The following is a 19,834-nucleotide window of genomic DNA, read 5'->3' on the forward strand; positions in this document are numbered from 1 at the left end:
CCTTGCCGCTTGCGGCGCACTCCATGACCGGGCTTTCGCATGAGTCTTCTGTTTCGTCTATTGCTTCTGATTTTTACCAGCCGTCGCCGTAGCCGGTTGAACGTGCTCGACACCTGCATCACCCCGTTTCGCGTCTGGCTAAACGACCTCGACGTTTTGCTCCACATGAACAACGGCCGCTATCTGACGATCCTCGATCTGGCGCGCGTCGATCTGATGATGCGCAGCGGCCTGTGGCGGCAATTGAACACGCAACGCTGGTATCCGGTGGTCACGCTGGAAACAATTCGATTTCACCGCTCGCTAGAACTCGGCAATCGTTACGACGTGCGTACCCGTGTTATCGGCTGGGACGAAAAACATATCTTCATCGAGCAGGGATTCGTCCGCGATAACGTCGAAATTGCACTGGCTGTCGTGCGTGCACGATTTCTGAAGCGCAGCGGCGGTATCGTGACGACCGCCGAATTGATGCAACTCGCGGATGTATCACAGCCATCGCCGGTATTGCCCGAATGGGTCGCCCGTTGGAGCGACGCGGAAGGCGGCATGGCGTTCCAGCCGGCGTCTTCGCCAAAACAGTAAACGATCGGCTAAAAATGTCAGCCGCACCCGTCCGTTTCAATCGTTTATGCGCGCCGTCAAATCTCCTCGAATTCCGGTTTGCCAGATCAATTGTCACCGCCTAGACTCCGTAAGATGACGCAGTGCAACACGCGGCACATGACCGTTTAAAACCACGGGCCGGGCCGCGTGACAACTAGTCGGCGCAGCTGCACACATGTCATTGCTTTGCCCTGGCTTTTGCCGATCATGGGCAACATCCGCGTGTTTTCATGCCAGGCCCGCAATCCGGTCCTAATGCCGCGCAGAAGCGGCTCCGCAGCATCGGCCACACCTGAGCAGCCACGCAGTAGCGCCGACTCTTCGAGGAGGTTAAAGCGGCATGCACGACTCCAATCAGCCACTCGATACACCCGATACGCCTGACGCATCCGCTCATCCCGCCATCGCTTCGCCGTACGCATTCCCGCCGTTCACGGCTTTCGCGCACGCCGCCGCCGACTACGCGATCGACGCGTGGCAACGCTCCGTGCTGTTCGCCGACGTGATGCGCGAGCGCGGCAACCAGTACGAAACGCATCTGAACGAACGCACGCCCAATGTGCTCGATTTCAGCGTCGAATTAATCGTCGACGGACGCACGTTGCCGCGCCCGGTCAACTACGGACTCGTGCGCATCGTCGCCCCCGCCGATCTGCAAGCCCATCACGATCCGGTCGAGGAGCACGATCCCGGACGTCTGCGGCCCTTTGTCGTGTTCGATCCGCGCGCGGGACACGGCCCGGGAATCGGCGGCTTCAAGCGTGACAGCGAAATCGGCGCTGCGTTGCGCGCGGGACATCCGTGCTATTTCGTCGGCTTTCTTCCCAATCCCGTTCCCGGTCAGACCGTCGAGGACGTGATGCGCGCCGAAGCCGCGTTTCTCGAGAAAGTGATCGAGCTGCATCCGGGTAGCCCCGGCAAGCCTGCCGTGATCGGCAATTGCCAGGCAGGCTGGCAGATCCTGATGACCGCCGCGATGCGCCCGGACCTGTTCGGGCCGATCATCGTCGCGGGCGCTCCGGTTTCTTACTGGGCCGGCTGGCGCGGCAAGAATCCGATGCGCTATTCCGGCGGCATGCTCGGCGGTTCGTGGCTCACCGCGCTGACCGGCGATCTCGGCGGCGGCCGCTTCGACGGCGCGTGGCTCGTGCAGAACTTCGAGAACCTCAATCCGGCGAATACGCTCTGGCAAAAGAACTACAACCTGTACGCCAGAATCGACACCGAAGCGCCCCGCTATCTGGGCTTCGAAAAGTACTGGGGCGGCCACGTGTTTCTGAACGCGGTGGAAATGCAGTACATCGTCGACAACCTGTTTGTCGGCAACCGGCTTTCAGGCGGCAATATCGTGCTGTCGGACGGGGTGCGCCTCGATCTGCGCAACATCCGCTCGCCGATCGTGGTGTTCTGTTCGTATGGCGACAACATCACACCGCCGCCGCAGGCGCTTGGCTGGATCACGGACCTGTATCACGACGACGCCGAACTGTTCGGACACAAGCAGACCATCGTCTACGCGACGCACGACAATATCGGCCATCTCGGCATCTTCGTGTCGAGCAGCACCGGGCGCAAGGAGCATCGCGAATTCGTCAGCAACATCGATCTTATCGACCTGCTGCCATCCGGTCTGTATGAAGCTCAAATGGGCGCGAAAACCGAGGCGACGCCGCACGCGGAGCTGGTCGAAGGCGACCATGTACTGTCGATTTCACCGCGCAGCATCGAAGACGTGCGCGCGATCGTGCAGCCGGACGACGAAAGCGATCGACGCTTCGCCACCGCCGCTTATGTGTCGAATCTGAATCTCGGCCTGTATCGCGGCTTCGTCCAGCCGTGGGTGCGTTTGTGCGCGACACCGTGGGGCGCGGAGCTGGCGAGCCGCCTGCATCCGCTGCGGGTGCCGTATGAAGCGTGGTCGGATCGTCATCCGCTGGCCTCGGGCGTTGCGCAGGCCGCTGAACGCGTCAAGGAAACGCGCGAACCCGCCGCCGTCGATAACCCGTTCTGGCAAATGCAGAATGCGGTGTCGGATTCGATCGTCACATCCCTGAACCTGTATCGCGACGCGCGCGACGCCGCGGTCGAACAGATTTTCGAAACGGTCTACGGATCGCCATGGCTCCAGGCGCTCGCGGGCCTCGCTCCGCAGCACGGCAGCGCGCACGCGCCATCACACGACGTCAACGCGCGACACGTACCGGTTGCCATTGAACAGCAGCGGCTGCGCGAGACCATGTCGAAAGGCGGACTCGTCGAAGCAAGCATACGTGCGCTGCTTTTTGTGCGCAGAACGCATGGAGTCGCCGACGAGCGCCGCTTCAACCAGGCGCGCGCCATGCTCGGCACCCTGTCCGATCAAGGCGTTCTTTCGTTCAAACAGGTGATTCGCGACCAGGCCGAACTGCTGCGCCTCGATGCCGACGCCGCGCTTGACGCGCTGCCCGGCATGCTCGCGGGCACAGCACCTGCCGAAATCCATCAGGCTGCACGTCACATCGACAAACTCAGCACCACGTTACCGCTCGACGACAACGAGCGCGCCGATCTGGCTCGCGTGCTGACCATTTTTGAATCTGCGTCAAAGACAAAAAAAGCGCCGCCTGACAAGGTGCGTCAGAAAGTCTGAATCGTTCGGGCAGGTTGAACGGTTCGAGCGGTTCGAACCGTTCCGTTATCGACACGCCAATCCAGGGCCCAGCACATGGAACACAAACGCGAGAAGTACGAACGCCTGATCGCCTTCGCCAAAACGCTACCGCCGCTGCCGACCGCCGTCGCGCATCCGTGCGATCACGATTCGTTGTCTTCGGTCATCGAAGCCGCCCGGCTTCATCTGATCGCGCCGATCCTCGTTGCGCCGCGCGCGAAGCTGGAAGCGGCCGCCCGCGAAGGCAATCTCGATCTGGGCGATCTGCCCATCGTCGACGTAGCGCACAGTCACGCGGCCGCCGACATGGCGGTGCAACTCGTGCATGAAGGCAGCGCGCAGGCGCTGATGAAAGGCTCGCTGCACACGGACGAACTGATGGCCGCCGTGGTCGCGCGCGGCACGGGCCTGCGCACCGAGCGGCGCGTCAGCCACTGCTTCGTGATGGACGTACCAGGACACGAAGACCCGCTGATCATCACCGACGCAGCCGTCAACATCTCGCCGACGCTCGACGAAAAACGCGACATCGTGCAGAACGCGATCGACCTGGCTCACGCATTGCGTTTTCCGGCTGCGCGGGTTGCGATTCTGTCGGCAATGGAAACCATCAATTCGAAAGTGCCCTCCACGCTCGATGCCGCCGCGCTGTGCAAGATGGCCGATCGCCAGCAGATTACCGGCGGCATTCTCGACGGCCCGCTCGCGCTCGACAACGCGATCAGCGAAGAAGCCGCGAAAACCAAGGGCATCCGCTCGCCGGTCGCCGGGCACGCCAACGTGCTGGTCGTGCCGGACCTCGAAGCGGGCAACCTGCTCGCCAAGAGCCTGTCGTTTCTGGCGGGCGCGGATGCTGCGGGCATCGTGCTGGGCGCGAGGGTTCCCATCATCCTCACCAGCCGCGCGGATTCGGTGATGACGAGGCTCGCGTCGTGCGCGGTCGCGTCGCTCGTTGCGCCGGCGCGGCGCGAGAACCTTTCTTCCGTCATCGTCTGAGAGGGGCGCTCGCATGGACGTCATTCTGGTCATCAATGCGGGTTCGTCCAGCATCAAATTTCACGCATTCTCGGTGAACGGCGGCGTGCTCGATCCAATTGCCGGTGGCAAGCTCGAAGAGATTTACAGCAATCCGCGCTTTCAGGTGAAACGCCAGGACGGCGAAATCGTCGACGAGAAACGCTGGCCGGAGGGCGAGCGTCTCGGCCACGACAACGCCATCGCGTTCCTGCTCGACTGGTTGCGCGGACACGCGGGCGACGCGACCTTGCTCGCGGTCGGCCATCGCGTGGTACACGGCGGCGAACGTTATTCCGAACCTGTGCGTGTCGATGACGAAGTGCTCGCGCAACTCGAATCGCTCGTGCCGCTCGCGCCACTGCATCAACCGCACAACCTCGCGGCAATCCGTTCGATCTGCTCGCGCAATCCGCAGTTGCCGCAAATCGCCTGCTTCGATACCGCCTTCCATCACACGCAACCGGCGCTCGCCACGCGTTTTGCGCTGCCGCCCGACATCACGCAACGCGGCGTGCGGCGCTACGGGTTTCATGGTCTGTCGTATGAGTACATCGCGAGCGTTCTGCCGCAATACGACGAGCGTGCCGCGTACGGCAAAACGGTGGTGCTGCATCTCGGCAACGGCGCGAGCATGACCGCGCTGAATCACGGTAAAAGCGTCGCCAGCACGATGGGCTTCACCGCCGTCGAAGGACTCGTAATGGGCACGCGTTCGGGCAGCCTCGACCCCGGCGTCGTGCTGTGGATGATGGAAGAAGCGCACATGGACGCGCGCGCGATCGAAGCGCTGTTGTACAAGCGCTCGGGTCTGCTCGGCGTCTCGGGCGTATCGAGCGACATGCGCACGCTGCTCGCGAGCGACGTGCCCGCTGCCGCCGAAGCCGTCGATCTGTTCTGCTATCGCATCTCGCGCGAACTCGGCTCGCTCGCGGCCGCGCTCGGCGGTCTCGACGCGATCGTCTTCACGGCGGGCATCGGCGAATATGCGGCACCGGTGCGCGAGCGCGTGTGCCGCGCAGCGGCATGGCTCGGCGTGTTGCTCGACCCGCAGGCGAACGCGAAACACGGCCCGCTTATCAGCGACCCGCAAAGCGCTGTCGACGTGTGGGTCATCCCGACCAACGAAGAACTGATGATCGCGCGACACGCGTTGCACCGACTGGAGGAGTAAGCATGGACAAGCTCTCTGCACAGCCTTTCACGGGGCGCAAGGTGCTGATCGTCGGCATCGCGAACGAGCATTCAATTGCGTATGGATGTGCGAAAGCGTTCCGCGAACTTGGCGCGGAACTCGCGATCACGTATCTGAACGACAAGGCGAAGACCTACGTCGAACCGCTCGCGCAGGAACTGGGCGCATCGATTTTTCTGCCGCTGGACGTATCGAAAGCCGGCGAACTGGAAGAGGTGTTCGAAACGATTCGCGCGACATGGGGACGGTTCGATGTCGGCATTCATTCGATTGCTTTCGCGCCGAAGGACGACCTGCAAGGCGGCCTGCTGAACAGTTCCGCGCAGGGATTTGCGCAGGCGATGGATATCTCGTGCCACTCGTTCATCCGCATGGCTCGGCTTGCTGCGCCGTTGATGGACGAAGGCGGCTCGCTGTTCGCGATGAGCTATCTCGGCGCGACGCGCGTCGTGCCGAATTACGATCTGATGGGCCCGGTCAAGGCCGCGCTCGAAGCATCGTGCCGTTACCTCGCGCACGAACTCGGGCCGCAGCGCATTCGCGTGCATCCCATTTCGCCGGGTCCGCTGAAAACGCGGGCCGCGTCGGGCCTGAAAGACTTCGATCTTCTGCTCACCGAAGCGGCCGAGCTTGCACCGATCGGCGAACTCGTCGACATCATGGATGTGGGCTACACCTGCGCCTTTCTCGCGACACCCTACGCGCGGCGGATGACCGGCAACACGATCTTCGTCGACGGCGGCGTCAGCATCATGAACGGCTAACGCCACTTTCCCTGCGAGTACCGTCATGAAGTTGCTGGTTAGCGGACTGCCCCACGACGTCACGGCCGACGAATTACGTGAATTGATATTCCGCTATTCGCACGCTGCGTGCCACGAGATTCAATTGATCGGCGAAGGCGACGATCATCCCGCCGCGCTGGTCGAGATCGAAGGCGCCACGTGGATGGCGCTGAACAATATTCGCCAGCGTCTACATGGCATGTACTGGCATCGCTGCCGCCTCGGCGTGCAGATTCTTTCGTTCTGGGACGTCAGCAATGCGGCCGAGGCGAAGCGGATGACGCGTACGGCCTTGCCGGGTTAGCGGCAACACAGCGCGTTCATGCGGCCGCAATCACCGCCTTCGGCTCGAGAAACGCCTCCAGTCCATATGTGCCATATTCGCGACCGATGCCCGATTGCTTGAAGCCGCCAAACGGCGCAGCCGGTTCATGCGCGAGCGTGTTGACGAGAACCCGGCCCGCTTCGATCCGCGATGCGACTTCGCGAGCACGCTTCGTATCGGCGGAAAACACGTACGCCTGCAGGCCGTAGTCGGTGTCGTTGGCAATCGCGATTGCTTCTTCGATATCGCGGTACGTGAGAATCGACAGTACAGGTCCGAAGATTTCCTCGCGGGCAATCGTCATGTCGTTGCGCACGTCGCTGAAAACGGTGGGACGTACGAACCAACCGGTCTGCAAACCGTCCGGTCGTCCTTCACCGCCCGCGATCAGACGCGCGCCCTCATCGATACCGATGCGGATATAACGCTGCACTCGCTCCCACTGTTTCTGACTGACCATCGGGCCGATGCTGGTTTGCGGATCGCGTGGATCGCCTGAATGCGTGCGTGCCACTTCGTCACGAAGGCGCGATTCGAATTCCGCGAGCCGGTTTTGCGGAACGAGAATGCGGGTACCCGCAATGCACGCCTGTCCGCTATTCATGAAGCCCGCCTGAATCACCAGCGGAACCACTTCTTCAAAATTTGCGTCGTCCAGCACGACGACCGGCGACTTGCCGCCTAGCTCGAGCGTGACGCGCTTCAACGTGCTGGCCGCCGTGCGCAGAATCGTCTTGCCGACCGCCGTCGAACCGGTGAACGACAGCTTCGCGACATCGCGATGCGAACTGATCTCGGCCCCCACCGTGTCGCCGCGACCCGTGACGATATTGAAAACGCCCGGTGGCAGACCCGCTTCGTGCAACGCTTCGGTAATCACGCGAGTCTGAATCGCGCTCATCTCGCTCGGCTTGATCACGGCCGTGCAACCCGCGGCCAACGCAGCGGCAAGCTTGCCGCAGATAAAACCCGCGTCGCTATTCCACGGCGTAATCAGTCCGGCCACGCCGAGCGGCTGCATCACCACGTCCGCAGTGCCCGCACGGCGCGTGAACGGATAGTCTTCCAGCACTTTTGCCGCGCCCGCCAGCACGTCGCTCGCGTGGCGGGCCATCCATCGGCCGCGCGAAACCGGCGCGCCGTACTCCTCGGTAATGGCCTCGTACAACTCATCCTCTCTCGCGACGGCGGCCGCATGCAGACGCTTCAGCATGTCGATCCGCTCGCTCTTGCTGGTGCGCGAAAAGGCCGCAAACGCGCGCTTCGCGGCGGCGATGGCGTCGCGTGCGTCTTGCGCGTCGGCGAGCAGCACACGGCCTATCACCTGCTCGGTCGCCGGATTGAAAAGGTCGAAATACTCGTCGCCGTGCGGTTTGACGAACTCGCCGTCGATATAAATCCTGTCGATGATCTGCATGACTGCTCCCGGAAAACGTTCTGGATGCCACACACAATAGACCCGCTTCATTGCGCTGACTAGCCGTACAATCTTGCATGTAACGTTGAAGGATTTAGGACAATGAAAACGTCTGGCCTGGGTGAACTCGAAGCGGTGCTGGCCGTCGCGCGGCATCGTAACTTTCGTGCGGCGGCGAGCGAGCTGGGCGTTTCCACGTCCGCGCTCAGTCACTCGGTGGCCGCGCTGGAGTCGCGCATCGGCGTGCGGCTTTTCAATCGCACCACGCGCAGCGTGTCGTTGTCGGAGGCGGGCACGCAGTTCGTCGACAGTGTGGCGCCCGCGCTTTCCACCATCCGCGATGCACTCGACACGGCGGGCAGCTTTCGCGACACGGTGTCGGGCGTGCTGCGCATCAATACGTCGGCAGGCGCGGCGAAACAGGTGATGGCGCTGTTTCTCGACTACATCAAGCGGTATCCGGAGATGAAGCTCGATATCGTGACCGAAGGCAAGCTGATCGATATCGTCGCCGACGGCTTCGACGCGGGCATCCGTCTCGCCGATACCGTGCCGCAAGACATGATCGCAGTGCCGTTCGGCGACACGCAACGCTTCGCCGTGGTCGGCAGCCCGGACTATTTCAAGCGGCACAAGCCGCCGCGCACGCCCGCCGACCTCCTCGCGCATCAATGCATCCGCATGCGGATGCCGAGCGGTTCGATCTATCAATGGGAATTCGAGCGGCACGGCGAGGCGTTGCGCATCGACGCAAAAGGCCCGCTGACACTCGACGAGCCGGGGCTGATTCTGCAGGCCGCGCGGGCGGGCGTCGGTCTCGCGTATATGAGCGAGTGGAACGTCGCCGCGGATTTGCAGGAGGGCACGCTGATCCGCGTGCTGGAAGGATGGACGCCGCCGCTGGACGGCCTGTGTCTGTACTATCCGGGCCGCCGTCACATGCCGGCCGGATTGCGCGCGTTGATCGACCTGATCCGCGAACAGGCGGATGCGCGGCGACCGCGTCGCGGCGCTCGCCGTGCACGTTGAAAATCAGTCGACGATAAACAGCTTCGCGCCGGTTTCCGTCGACGAACGATGCGGCTCGGCATCGTCGCTAACCTGGTAGCTCATGCCGGGCTTCAGCACGAACTGGCGTCCGTCAGCGAGTTCGGTGCGCAACTCGCCTTCGACGCACAGCAGAAAATGTCCCTTCACGCACCAATGATCGGCGATGTATCCCGCTGAATACACCACGGTTCTCACACGCATTGCGCCGAAGGTCTGGGTTCGCCAGCGGGCGACGCCGCATTCGCCGGGGTGTTCGGTTTCTTCAACGGTGTCCCAGTCGGTGATGCCGAAGGGAAAGCCTGTTATCTGCATGTGATCGCTTCTTCTGAATGTGGCGCGGCGTTGCGCCGTCCATGAACGGGATGCACAAAACGTTCCGCGCCACATGACTGTAGCGACTGAACGCCTGGTTTTTCAGATACAGATTTCCGGAGAATCGACCGCTACAGCGCAGGCTGTCATCCCATCAGATAACGCAGCAAACCCGTCGCCACCACGCCGATCACCACCGTCGGCAGCAGCGAAAACCGGCTGGCCGCAAACAACGTCACCGCAAGCGCGATCAGGTCCGCCGGATCGCGCGACACGAATGCCGGCGCGATCACCGAGATCAGCACGCAGCCTGGCACGTTCTCCATGACCGCGCGCATACGCGGACTGAGCGTGCGGTCGCGCAGCGCCACGTAGCCGATAATTCGCGTTGCGTACGTGGACGCGGCCATCAACACGATGGTGGTCAGAATCGCGAGATCAGGCATCGCGCTTCTCCAGCGCGACCGCCGCGACGAGGCCTGCGCAGGTTCCGGCCGCGACATACCACGCGCCCGGCACCAGCCGGTACGTGAGCGCGGCGGCGACCAGACTGACCAGCCACGGGCTGCACGCCTTCGCGCCCTTCCACATGCCTTTCAGAAGAACCAGGAATACCGCCGTGAAGGCCATGTCGAAGCCGTATCGTTCGATGTCGCCTAAAACCGGCCCGAGGATTGCGCCCAGCGCGGTGAACGCGACCCATGTCATCCACAGGTTGATCGCGACGCCCATGTAGTAACCGACGCTGATCTGCTCGGTTTTGCGTGCATTGGCATCGGCGAGTGTCAGCGCCCAGCTTTCGTCGCACATCAGGAACAGCGCGGCGAGCGCCTTCGGCAACGGCAGATGGCGCATGCGCGGTGCGAGTGCTGCCCCCATCAGAATATGCCGCGCATTCACGAGCAGCGACATCGCGACGATCAGCGCAATGTGCGGAGGCGAGGTCCACAAGCGGACGGCCGTGAACTCGGAACCGCCTGCGAAGTTGAGGCCGGTCATCAGCGGCACCTCGAGCGCGCCGAGGCCTTTTTGTGCGGCTTGCGCGCCGAGCACCAGCGCGAACGGAACGAAACCCACCATGACGGGCAGCGCGGCCCGCATGCCGCGCGCGACTTCCGCGCCGCGTGACGGCTGCTGCGCCGCCACCGTCGGCGAATACACACTACTCATTACACACTTCCTTTTACGTCAAACATTTGCTGCAAAAACAGATTTCACGCGGATTAACGGGCCTGTCCTGGGCTTTGCTGACAGCAATGGCAAAGCGTCGCGAACCCATGAACGCGACACCATTGATCGAAACTTGCGGGGATAAGCGATGGCGTTCCAGCGGCTGCGCGAATCTCACGGCGTAGCAGCTCCATGCGCGGCGTGAGCGACCCGGGAGGGTAGCCGAACGCGGTGCGCCGGACTTGTACATTCTTGCGGTTATTCAGCGAAGCCCCGCGTCGGTGCACGTTTTTTGCTTGGACGTAACCCTTACCGGGAGCACGACATCCAGAATCGGGCCGCAACGCGGTCATAGCTCCCCCGGCGGCCAACGAGGAATAGCCATGCGTGCAATAAATGACACAGTACGTGCTGCAATATTTTCCGTCGCAATCTCGCTGCTGTCCGCGTGCGGCGGCGGACACGGAGACGATTCATCCAGTAACGGTTCAGGCAGCACCGCCGCCACCCCGGCGGGCGGCGTGAAGCTGCAGGTGGTTTCTTTCGGCGACAGTTTGTCGGACGTCGGCACCTACGCGCCGCTCGCCAGCGCGCTGGGCGGCGGGCGCTTCACGACCAATCCCGGGCAGGTATGGTCGCAGAACGTCGCGCAATACTACGGCGACACGCTAAGCGCCGCGTACACGATCGACATCACCCACAAACTCAGCGCCCAAGGCGGCTTCGGTTACGCGGAAGGCGGCTCGACGATAGCCACGCCAGCGGATCAATACGACTTCCTGACCGATGTAATCGGCAACATCGAGATGCCCGTCAACCAGCAGGTGTCGAGCTATCTGAGCGCGCATGGGAGTTTCAACTCCGGTCAGCTGGTGCTCGTTTGGGCCGGCGCGAACGACGTGCTGCGCGCCGGTTTGCCGCCCACCGCCGGGCCGGTCGTGGAAACGGCGGCGACCGCGCTCGCGCAGCTCGTCCAGCAGATCGTTCAGGCCGGCGCCACGCATGTGGTGGTGGTCAATCTGCCGAATATCGGGCTGTCGCCGAAGGGCCTGGCTTCATCCGATGGCGGCGCCAATCTGACCCAGCTATCGCAACTCTTCAACACGACCCTGAACGCCGCGTTGCAGACCGACGGCGTGCAAAGCAAGGTGATTCAGGTCGATGCGTACACGTGGCTGAACGGGATCATCTCCAATTTCCAGGCGAACGGATTCACGGTGTCGAACACCGCGATGGCCTGCGATCCGAACAAGACGCCCGACGATACATCCCTGCTCTGCTCGCCCGCGACCTACACGACCGCCAACGCGGACCAGACCTATATGTTCGCCGACGACCTGCATCCGACGACGCATGTGCATGCGCTTTTTGCGCAATACGTGGAGCAGCAGATCGCGGCTAGCGGACTGGGACACTGAGCTTCGCGGCGGCATCGACCAGACCTTGCACGGTCTGGTCGGAAACATAGTGCGGCCCGTCGAACAGATAAACCCGATAGCCGCCGTAGGCCGCCAGCTGGGTTGCGATTTCATCCGCCGTCGCGGCCCGGAACCCGCCGCCCGGTTGCGGCCGGAACGCTTCGGCGATCACCCGTACCCGCTTGCTGCCGAGCGTCGCGGACAACGCGTCGGCATACTGTCGCGCGACGCGCGGCTCGCGCGCATATTCGCCGACGCCGTCCTGCAGGAACACGCCGACATCTTTCGGCAACCAGGTGTCCAGCCATTTCGCCAGCGTCGCGCCGCCGATATTCGCGCGATCATAAACACTGATCCACAGCGGACGCGGCAACCGGTCGAGGACCGCGCGCAACTCGCGCGCGTTGGTCCAGGTCGGGTCGACTTCGACCGGAAAATACCAGCCTGTGACATGCACCGGCGGCCTGGCAGCAGCGACCCGCAACGACTCGGATAGAAGCTCGGGAATAGCGCCGCGCGCGGCCTGCTCGCTGAACCGCCCCGCCAACCCGACGATCACATCGCGCGCCCATGGCTCGCCCGCGATGCGCCGCCAGTCCGGCTGATGCGGCGCGTCGGGCAGCCCGGAACCAGCCACGAAAGCAACACCGTCCACCGCCGTCCATTGCACGAGCAACTCGTGCGCGCCGAGATGCGCCCAGTCGCCATGCGGATCGGCGTGCGCGTTATCGGGCTGCCAGATGATTCCGTCCACCAAAGGCGTTTTGGGTTCTGCATGCGCCAACGGCATGCATGTTCCGAAACTGGCGAGCAGCAATGCCAGCGCCACGCGGACCGGCGTTCGACAACAGGACGGACGGAATTTGACTCGCATCGGTTGGGTCGTCGTCAGATGGCGGTGAGCGCTCCGTGCCCGCCATCGGCGTTCACGGAAAGCTCGCCTAGTAGGCCAGCACGGCCCCGAAGAATACACCGCGTGCGCGCGCATCCCCGGCCACCCGGAACCGGTATTGCACCGACAGATCCACGAACGAACGCGGCGCATCGTAGGGGCCGCCGCGGAACCACCAGCGCGTCGACACCCCTGCCCCGATGCCGACCGGCACGCTGTGATCGACCGCCGAGTCGTAGTCCGCGCCCACCACCAGATGCGGAAACACGGTGAGATTGGAATCGACGGAATCGAGCCGGAATGTGCGGCCCAGCCGCGCGTTAGCCGTCGCATACGTGGACGGATGCTGCAGATAGCGACCGGCTTCCGCGTACGCGATACCCGTCCACCAGCTCGGCCGGTCGATGCGCAACGCGGTGCCGAATCCATCGGACCACGCAGCACGCGCGAGCCAGTCCGAGCGCACGCTGGCGCCGATTGGCACAATCCGTTCGAACGCGAATACCGCGTTGATCGAACTGAACGGCTTCACGCGCGCGCCCACCGCAGCCTGCAACGTATCGGCGCCGGAAGGTTCGTCTCCTTTGACGCCGAAGTTTTCATAGCCGCGAGCGTAGACCTGGAAATCGCGCTCGCCGAGGCTGCCGAACGGCCGCCACCAGGCTTCGGTCGCGGTCTGCCAGTTGTTCGCTACGCCCGGCACGGGGTTCGACGCGAAACCCGGTTGCGCGCCGCCATTGCGGTAATTCAGCGACGTGTTGAAGCCCCAGTTGCGGGTGGCTTCCGCGTGGGCGGCGCGTTCGTCAGCGAGGGTTTGCGGCGTGGCCGCGGGTTCGCCGTCGGCGGGATGTGTGCCGGCATCGATTGCGCGCTCCAGGTAGGCCGCGCCCTGCGGGTTGCGGTGCGCGTGCAGCGCGGCGTAGCCGGCATCCGCGAATGCCGACGCTGGCAGGTCGCCATGCTGATCGGCCTGTTCGAAGTAATGCAGTGCGAGGCGGCTGTCGCCCGCCCGTTGCGCGATGAAACCGGCCTGCATGTCGGTCATGCCGTCGAGCAGGCCTGCGTCGATCACGCTGCGGGCTTGCACCGACGCGCCCCGCTCGTCGCCCTCGTTGACCAGTGCATCGATCAGTTCGGTGCGATGGAGAGGGTCGTCCGGCGCGGCCGCCACGGCTTCGCGCGCGGCTTCGACGGCTGCGCGGCGATCGCCCTGGCTCGCGGCGAGGCGCGCTTTTCGTGCGGCGTCGAAACCGGGATCGGCGGCGTACAGGTCGCAAGCGGCGCCGAACTGGTCGGTGCGGCAATCGAAGACCGGGCGCGCTTTGGGATCGATTGCGATGGTTGCTGATGCTGCAGGTGCCGCTTCGCGGAGCTTCGCGTGCGCACGATGACGACGCAGCGAAATCGCCGCGTCGGTGTCGTCATGCGCCTGAGCGAGCGGCGCCAGCAGGTCGAGCGCAGCTTGTGCGCGGCCTTGCGCTATCCACACATCAGCGATGATCATGCGGGCAATCCGCGCGGTGCGAGGCGATGTATTGGCCGACGCATCCGTTTCGCTGAGCGCATGTGCAAAGTCGCCATCCGCACCCGTTTCCTGCAACGCGGCGCGGGCATAACCGCGCAACGTCCACGCGAGCACGTCGCGATCGTTCTGCTCGATGGCCCCTGAAGCCGTTTGCTCGACACCGGCGAGGTCACCTTGGCCGAATTGAAGGTCGATCAGTTGCAGGCGGAAATTGAACTGATTGGGCGCGTGATCGACCGCTTGCTGAGCAAGCTTCGTTGCGCCCGTCAAATCGCCGCGCTCGCGTGCCGCTGATGCCTGGATGGAAAGCTGCTGCCCAAGCCGCGCGCCGACATAGTCGCGGCGCTGCCGCAGCGCTTCGCTATCGCCGAAACGCCGGGTTGCGTCCACGGCTTCCGCATACGCGTCCGCGTCCTGATTCGTCGCGAGCAACGCGTCGATCAGCAGATAACGCAACCGCTCCGCATCCGGCGCCTCGCCAATTGCGTCGCGCGACGCGCTGATCGCCGCCTCATAGTCCCTTTGCGCGTATGCCCGATATGCGCGCCCGGCGGCCTTGAACGCGGCGCTATTGAGATCGCCGGTATCGCCGCCCGCCTCGCCCGCCGCGATCAAACGGTCAATCTGCGCGCGACGTTCGGTCAACGCAGGTTGCGCACCCAGCATCGCAATCGCCGACGACAATTCGCGGCTCGCCGCTTCGCGATGCCCATCCGCCGCCAGTGAATTGGCGAGCAGCAGACGAAGCTCCACAAGGTCCGGCCGTTGCCGGATCGCTTCGCGGGCGAGGCTCGCGCTGTCGGCATAACGGTGCGCGCCATACGCCTCATACGCGGATTGCGCGACCCGGTAAGCTGCACCCTCCAGCGGCAACGGCAAGTTTTCATCGGCGTGAACCGGCAGCGCAGGAATCGCGGACAACGCAGTCATCGCCCACGCGGCGGCCCACGCGCGCCAGCGAGGTCCGAGGCATGACGGGATCGACTGACGACGGCGGCGCATGATCGTGTCGTTCATCGGCGGGCCGCCTGTTCCTGCTGGATGCGCCGCTGTTCGGCCATCGCGAGCCGCAGCGCGTCGCGCGAAATCACGTGGCGCGCGACCATGTAATCGCCGATCCGGCCGTCCCGATCCGGCCGATAGCTGGTCAGCGCATCCTCGAAAGCGGCACGCGTGACGAGGCCCATCTCGATCAGCAGATCGCCGATCAGCGGCACGCCACGCATGATCGTTTCGTGCGGCTGCACAGTTTCACTATCCGCGTCGCTGTCCGCGCCACCCGCCATTGCCAGCGACGGCTGTTCGACATCGCGCAACACCCGCAGCCCCTGGGTCACTTCGCTCTCGCGCACGATATGCACCGCGACCGTGCGGCCAGTGAGTTCATGCAACTCGGCGAGCGCATCGTCGGCGGGGAGACTCGCGGCAACGAACACCATGTGCCCGTTTTCGTCGGTGCCTTGCGGCAGCACGCGCATCCGCACGAGCACCTCGACGGGCACATCGTCGCGTGAATCCCGTAGCAATGCCGGATTGAATTTGCCGCGCGGCAGATCGGATTGAAACGCTATCGCCTCGGCCAGCGTTTCCTCATCGAGCCAGCCTCGCGCCATCAACACACGGCCAAGCGGTGCTTCGCGCGAGCGTTCGTCGCTCAAGGCGATATCGAGTTTGCTCTGATCGATAGCCTGCCAGCACAGCAGCAATTCGCCAAGATTCTGCCGCGTGTTGCGCAGACCGTCGGCGCTCGGAAAGTCATGCATCGTCTTGTCCCACGCGAGCCGCTTGCCGGTCACGATATGCACGAGAAAAAGCCGCCACGCGCGAAACACCGCGAGAAAATTGATGAAATTGCTGATCACCATGCGCGGCACGGCGAGGATGCCGTGCTCCCAACCATAAAGCCGCGTCGTGAAGATCACGCGTTGAAGCACGCGCAACGCCAGCGATATGAAGTTGGCCGCAAGCAGGAATTGCGTCCACGTCGAATCGATAAAGGGAGAAGGAAACAGATTCGGCGTGAGGCCGATAAACGACGCCACCGCGAATAGCAGAAACTGCAGCACCAGCAGATAAGCCAGCATGCCGACGAACGCGGTGACGACCCCTTTCCGGTCGCGCAGCAGCAGATAACGATTCGCAAACGACCCGCTCCAGCCAGTCTGCTTCCAGCCTTGCAGACCGATGCCGAGGGTCCAGCGCGCGCGCTGCCGATACGCGGTGCGCAACGTATCCGGGAAAAACTCACGCACGCACAGCGGCATCGTCACGGTGATATCGCGCTCGGGTCCGAGCCCGAACCATGACCGTCGACGGGTCGCGAACTGAACGGGAAAACGCGGAAAAATAGACTGCATGCCGAGCTTGCTGATGCGCGCGCCGACGTCGTAGTCTTCGGTGAGGCTTTCTGTATTGAACGGCTGGCTCTGTGTTTCCTCGATCAGCGCAAGCATTGCACGCCGCGAAAAACACGTGCCGACACCCGCCGACGGCACCGACCCCGCCATGCTCTCGCGTACCACCAGATCCTTCGCATGCCACTCGGCGAACTCGTCCATATAGGTGCCCGCCACCAGTTCGTACCATTCGCGTTCGAGCGACGCCACCGGCAGCTGGATCATGTCCTTGCGCGGCAACAGATAGTTGAAGAACTTCAATTCGACCGGATGCAGCACGTCTTCGCTGTCGTGCATGACGACGCCCGCGAACTCGATCCCCGCTTCAAATTCATAGTGCAGGATGGCCTGCACGATCCAGTTCAGACAATCGGCCTTGCAGGTCGGTCCATCGTGCGGCACCTCGACACGATGCAGATGCTTGTAGCGATGCCGCATGCGCTCTACTTCGGCAATCGTCGCGGCATCGTTCTGATAGGTGCCGACGAAAATGGTGTAAGCGCGATAGTCGAGCACTCGCACCGCATCCTCGATCATCGCGGCGATCACGTCGTACTCCTGCCACGCGGGGACCATGATCGCGATGGGCTGCTCGTCGCGCTGTTCGAGTTGCGCGACGGTCAGCGGCTTGTGCTGCCGCTCGACCGTGAAGCGCCGCACCGTTTCGCGCACCCAGTACCAGAGATCGATGAACAGATCGTCGAGGCTCGACAGCAGAATGATTGCCGCGACGACTGTCGAAATCTGTTCGAGCGTCTGGTAATACTGCGCGAGCAAAACGGCGCCATACCACTTCAGCGTGGCGATAATCACGGTTTAGCCCGGTTTTTACGACGCGAATGACGCGCGAACAGAATCAGCGCGATCAGCAGAATCAGCAGCACACCGGGAATGCCCCATCGTGCCCAATGCCGCGTGACCCACAGCGTGCTCGAATTGCCGGTGGCGAGCAGGTCGTCGGGATGCACCGTGTCGAACTGCTTGAGCACGCCGCTCGCATCGACCACCGCGATATCGCCGCGCGACAGTTGCAGCTTGTCGGTCAGCACCGGCGCGTCGCCCGTCGAACGGTAGACGATGCCGCTCTGCTCGCCCGATTGCGCGACGCTCACCACGGCGAGCTTGCTGAGCCCCGACACGTCGATCAGCTTGTCGCCCGAGGACGAGGTCAGCATCAGGTGATCTTTCGAAAAATCGACATGGTTTTTTTCGTCGTCGAGCGGCACGTCGGCGGCGAGGAACGGGCCGTTGGGCTGTGCCCTGGCACCGTCAGGGACGACCGCAAAAGTAGCGGGCATCGGCGCGACGCCTGCTGCGCCGGTCAACGTGGCGAGACGCGGCACGCTGTGCACGGCGTCGTCGAGATACGCGTGCGGCACGAGCACCGTCGCCGACGATGCGTAACGCGCGGCCATGCCGACAAAGTCGTTGTCCGGCGTGCCGCGCGCGAGCTTCAGATAACTGCTCGGCAGCACCGACACCGGATACGACTGCCGCGCCTGACACCCGGCGTCGGGCTGCCGCCGGAACGTCACGCGCAGATTGTTGGTGCGCGCGAGCGCATAGCGCGGAATCTGCAGATCGAGGCGCTGACGCCGTCCATCCACGTCGAGCAGCTTTGCGCCGATCATCACGTCGTTGAAATAGACGGTCGCAGTCGCGCGTCCGTTCGAGAGTGTCGGCGACGCGGCGAGGTCGAGCACGACCTCCTTCGGCAATTGCCCCTTGCCGGACGCAGCGGCCATGTCGAAACTCGCTTCCCACGAAGCCGTGTCGTGCACGTCGACACTGCGCGGATCGCCGCCGAGATCGGACAGCGGAATCGTGTCGCCGGGCGTACGTGCGCCCGGGTCGATCTGATGGACGACGACGCGGTTGGACACGTCGATCGGCCTCCAGCCGCGCGCGAGAACACCGGCCCCTTCGTTGTCGCCGATCACGATCACCGCTCGTCCGCCGAGATGCGCGACGCGCGCTTCGCCTCGCGCGAGCGGTGACGCAACGGCGTCGATTGCATGCGCGCGCCACGCGTCGAATTCGGTGAGTGCTTGCGGCGACGCCGTGGCGACCTGCGCGCGCAGTGCGTCGACGGCCGCGTTCAGCGTGTTGCGCATCGGCTGGTCCACGACAACTACATCGGGTCCGAAAACAGCGCGCGGCGCGAGCGCGAACACGGCGCCCAACTCGGCCTCGTCGGCGATCACGTGAGAACCGCCGCTCGCGAGTGCGTCGAATGCGGGAACACCGTGCAACGCCGCGGGAATGTCGGTGCCGCTCACGTCGACTGTCGAGCCTACTGTGGGCAAGGTCTGCATCACCGGGCGCTTGCCGTCGCGCTGCAACAGCGCGTTGGTACGCCACGCGGTATCGAGCGAGGCCGCGCCGAGCCGGTCACCGGCGATAGCCAGCACCGGCGCGTACGGCAACGCGCTCCACGCGGTGCGCAGATCGTGGACATCGGCGGGATTGAAGCGATAGGACAGACGGGTGCTCGGATCGACCCGCAGCACGTTGCCGATCGCGGTCTGGTCGGTGCAGACGTTGTCGTTGATCACGGACGCGAAGCCCAGACCGAGCCGCACATAGCCGGCTGAGCGAGGCGCACCGTCCACGCCGATACTGAGCGACGCGCCGCCGTTCGCCTGCGTGAACGAGCGCGACAACACGGGTGAACCGTCGAGCGAGAGCAGCATCGTCGTGCGGCCACCGTCGCCGCGCACGTAAGCGCCGTCGAATTGCAACGTGGCATCGGAGATCGGCACATCGGCCGGCACTGGCAGGAAGAATTCGCGGCGCGTATCCGGCGCGGTCAACGTGACGCTGGTCAGCAGCCCGAGTTCTTTCAATGAGACGACCCGCGTTTCGCTGATGCCCTGGCTCAGTTGACTGAAGCCGCCCGCGATATCCGCAGCGGCGGCATGACTGCAATCTGCGCCGAATGCGACGACCAGCGCAAGCATGGTTTGCGGCACGCGTGGGCGAAAGAATTGAATCATCGGAATCCTGTCTCGTAGAAGGTTTGATGCCGTGTTGCCGCCGCGCGATCTGATACCCGCCTTGCGACGCACGGCGTGCGCAG

At 63.7% G+C, this 19,834-nt stretch carries 15 protein-coding genes and 1 pseudogene; 8 read left to right on the forward strand and 8 right to left on the reverse strand.

Annotated elements, in window-relative coordinates; all coding sequences use genetic code 11:
- Window positions 1-39: 39 nt before the first annotated feature.
- From ABH945_RS16870 to ABH945_RS16895, 6 genes and pseudogenes are all read left to right on the forward strand, one after another.
- Complete coding sequence (locus ABH945_RS16870) at window positions 40-585, forward strand: thioesterase family protein (protein WP_074769537.1); 546 nt, start codon at window positions 40-42, stop codon at window positions 583-585.
- A gap of 361 nt (window positions 586-946) precedes the next feature.
- Window positions 947-3,235 (forward strand): DUF3141 domain-containing protein, encoded by a 2,289-nt coding sequence (locus ABH945_RS16875; protein ID WP_429251249.1) that lies wholly within the window; start codon window positions 947-949, stop codon window positions 3,233-3,235.
- 39 nt (window positions 3,236-3,274) lie between these two features.
- Window positions 3,275-4,252: pseudogene (locus ABH945_RS16880) on the forward strand (phosphate acetyltransferase); the annotation flags it as partial.
- Window positions 4,253-4,265: 13 nt separating this feature from the next.
- Window positions 4,266-5,444 (forward strand): acetate/propionate family kinase, encoded by a 1,179-nt coding sequence (locus tag ABH945_RS16885; RefSeq protein WP_429251250.1) that lies wholly within the window; start codon window positions 4,266-4,268, stop codon window positions 5,442-5,444.
- Between the two features lie 2 nt (window positions 5,445-5,446).
- On the forward strand, window positions 5,447-6,229 hold the full coding sequence (fabI, locus tag ABH945_RS16890; protein ID WP_429251251.1) for an enoyl-ACP reductase FabI: 783 nt from the start codon (window positions 5,447-5,449) through the stop codon (window positions 6,227-6,229).
- A gap of 25 nt (window positions 6,230-6,254) precedes the next feature.
- Window positions 6,255-6,554, forward strand: coding sequence for an RNA-binding protein (locus tag ABH945_RS16895; protein ID WP_429251252.1), 300 nt, complete (start codon window positions 6,255-6,257; stop codon window positions 6,552-6,554).
- 16 nt (window positions 6,555-6,570) lie between these two features.
- Here ABH945_RS16895 and ABH945_RS16900 read toward each other — a convergent pair whose 3' ends face one another.
- Window positions 6,571-7,992 carry an aldehyde dehydrogenase family protein gene (locus ABH945_RS16900; protein ID WP_429251253.1) on the reverse strand — a complete coding sequence of 474 codons (1,422 nt, stop codon included), beginning with the start codon at window positions 7,990-7,992 and terminating at the stop codon, window positions 6,571-6,573.
- A 102-nt stretch (window positions 7,993-8,094) separates the two neighbouring features.
- On the opposite strand from ABH945_RS16900, the gene ABH945_RS16905 reads away from it, so the two are divergent.
- Window positions 8,095-9,021 carry a LysR family transcriptional regulator gene (locus tag ABH945_RS16905; protein ID WP_429251254.1) on the forward strand — a complete coding sequence of 309 codons (927 nt, stop codon included), beginning with the start codon at window positions 8,095-8,097 and terminating at the stop codon, window positions 9,019-9,021.
- A gap of 3 nt (window positions 9,022-9,024) precedes the next feature.
- Here ABH945_RS16905 and ABH945_RS16910 read toward each other — a convergent pair whose 3' ends face one another.
- The 3 genes from ABH945_RS16910 to ABH945_RS16920 form a co-directional block, all read right to left on the reverse strand.
- Window positions 9,025-9,354 (reverse strand): DHCW motif cupin fold protein, encoded by a 330-nt coding sequence (locus ABH945_RS16910; protein WP_429251255.1) that lies wholly within the window; start codon window positions 9,352-9,354, stop codon window positions 9,025-9,027.
- 146 nt (window positions 9,355-9,500) lie between these two features.
- Complete coding sequence (locus ABH945_RS16915; protein ID WP_429251256.1) at window positions 9,501-9,800, reverse strand: AzlD family protein; 300 nt, start codon at window positions 9,798-9,800, stop codon at window positions 9,501-9,503.
- A complete protein-coding gene (locus ABH945_RS16920) occupies window positions 9,793-10,524 on the reverse strand; it encodes an AzlC family ABC transporter permease (RefSeq protein WP_429251257.1) in 732 nt (243 codons plus the stop codon). Before ABH945_RS16920 ends, ABH945_RS16915 begins: the two co-directional genes overlap by 8 nt.
- Before the next feature lie 383 nt (window positions 10,525-10,907).
- Between ABH945_RS16920 and ABH945_RS16925 the strand changes: the two genes are divergently transcribed.
- Window positions 10,908-11,942, forward strand: coding sequence for an SGNH/GDSL hydrolase family protein (locus tag ABH945_RS16925; RefSeq protein ID WP_429251258.1), 1,035 nt, complete (start codon window positions 10,908-10,910; stop codon window positions 11,940-11,942).
- Here the strand turns inward: ABH945_RS16925 and ABH945_RS16930 are convergent.
- The 4 genes from ABH945_RS16930 to ABH945_RS16945 form a co-directional block, all read right to left on the reverse strand.
- Window positions 11,923-12,732, reverse strand: coding sequence for a hypothetical protein (locus ABH945_RS16930; RefSeq protein WP_429251259.1), 810 nt, complete (start codon window positions 12,730-12,732; stop codon window positions 11,923-11,925). The genes ABH945_RS16925 and ABH945_RS16930 overlap by 20 nt on opposite strands.
- A 151-nt stretch (window positions 12,733-12,883) precedes the next feature.
- A complete protein-coding gene (locus ABH945_RS16935) occupies window positions 12,884-15,376 on the reverse strand; it encodes an NfrA family protein (protein WP_429251260.1) in 2,493 nt (830 codons plus the stop codon).
- Window positions 15,373-17,568, reverse strand: coding sequence for a glycosyl transferase family protein (locus ABH945_RS16940; protein WP_429251261.1), 2,196 nt, complete (start codon window positions 17,566-17,568; stop codon window positions 15,373-15,375). The genes ABH945_RS16935 and ABH945_RS16940 overlap by 4 nt, the downstream gene beginning before the upstream one ends.
- Window positions 17,565-19,751, reverse strand: a complete 2,187-nt coding sequence (locus ABH945_RS16945; protein ID WP_429251262.1) for a cellulose biosynthesis cyclic di-GMP-binding regulatory protein BcsB — start codon at window positions 19,749-19,751, stop codon at window positions 17,565-17,567. Before ABH945_RS16945 ends, ABH945_RS16940 begins: the two co-directional genes overlap by 4 nt.
- Between the last annotated feature and the right edge of the window lie 83 nt (window positions 19,752-19,834).

The organism is Paraburkholderia sp. GAS333 (assembly GCF_050435665.1).
GTDB lineage: Bacteria > Pseudomonadota > Gammaproteobacteria > Burkholderiales > Burkholderiaceae > Paraburkholderia > Paraburkholderia fungorum_A.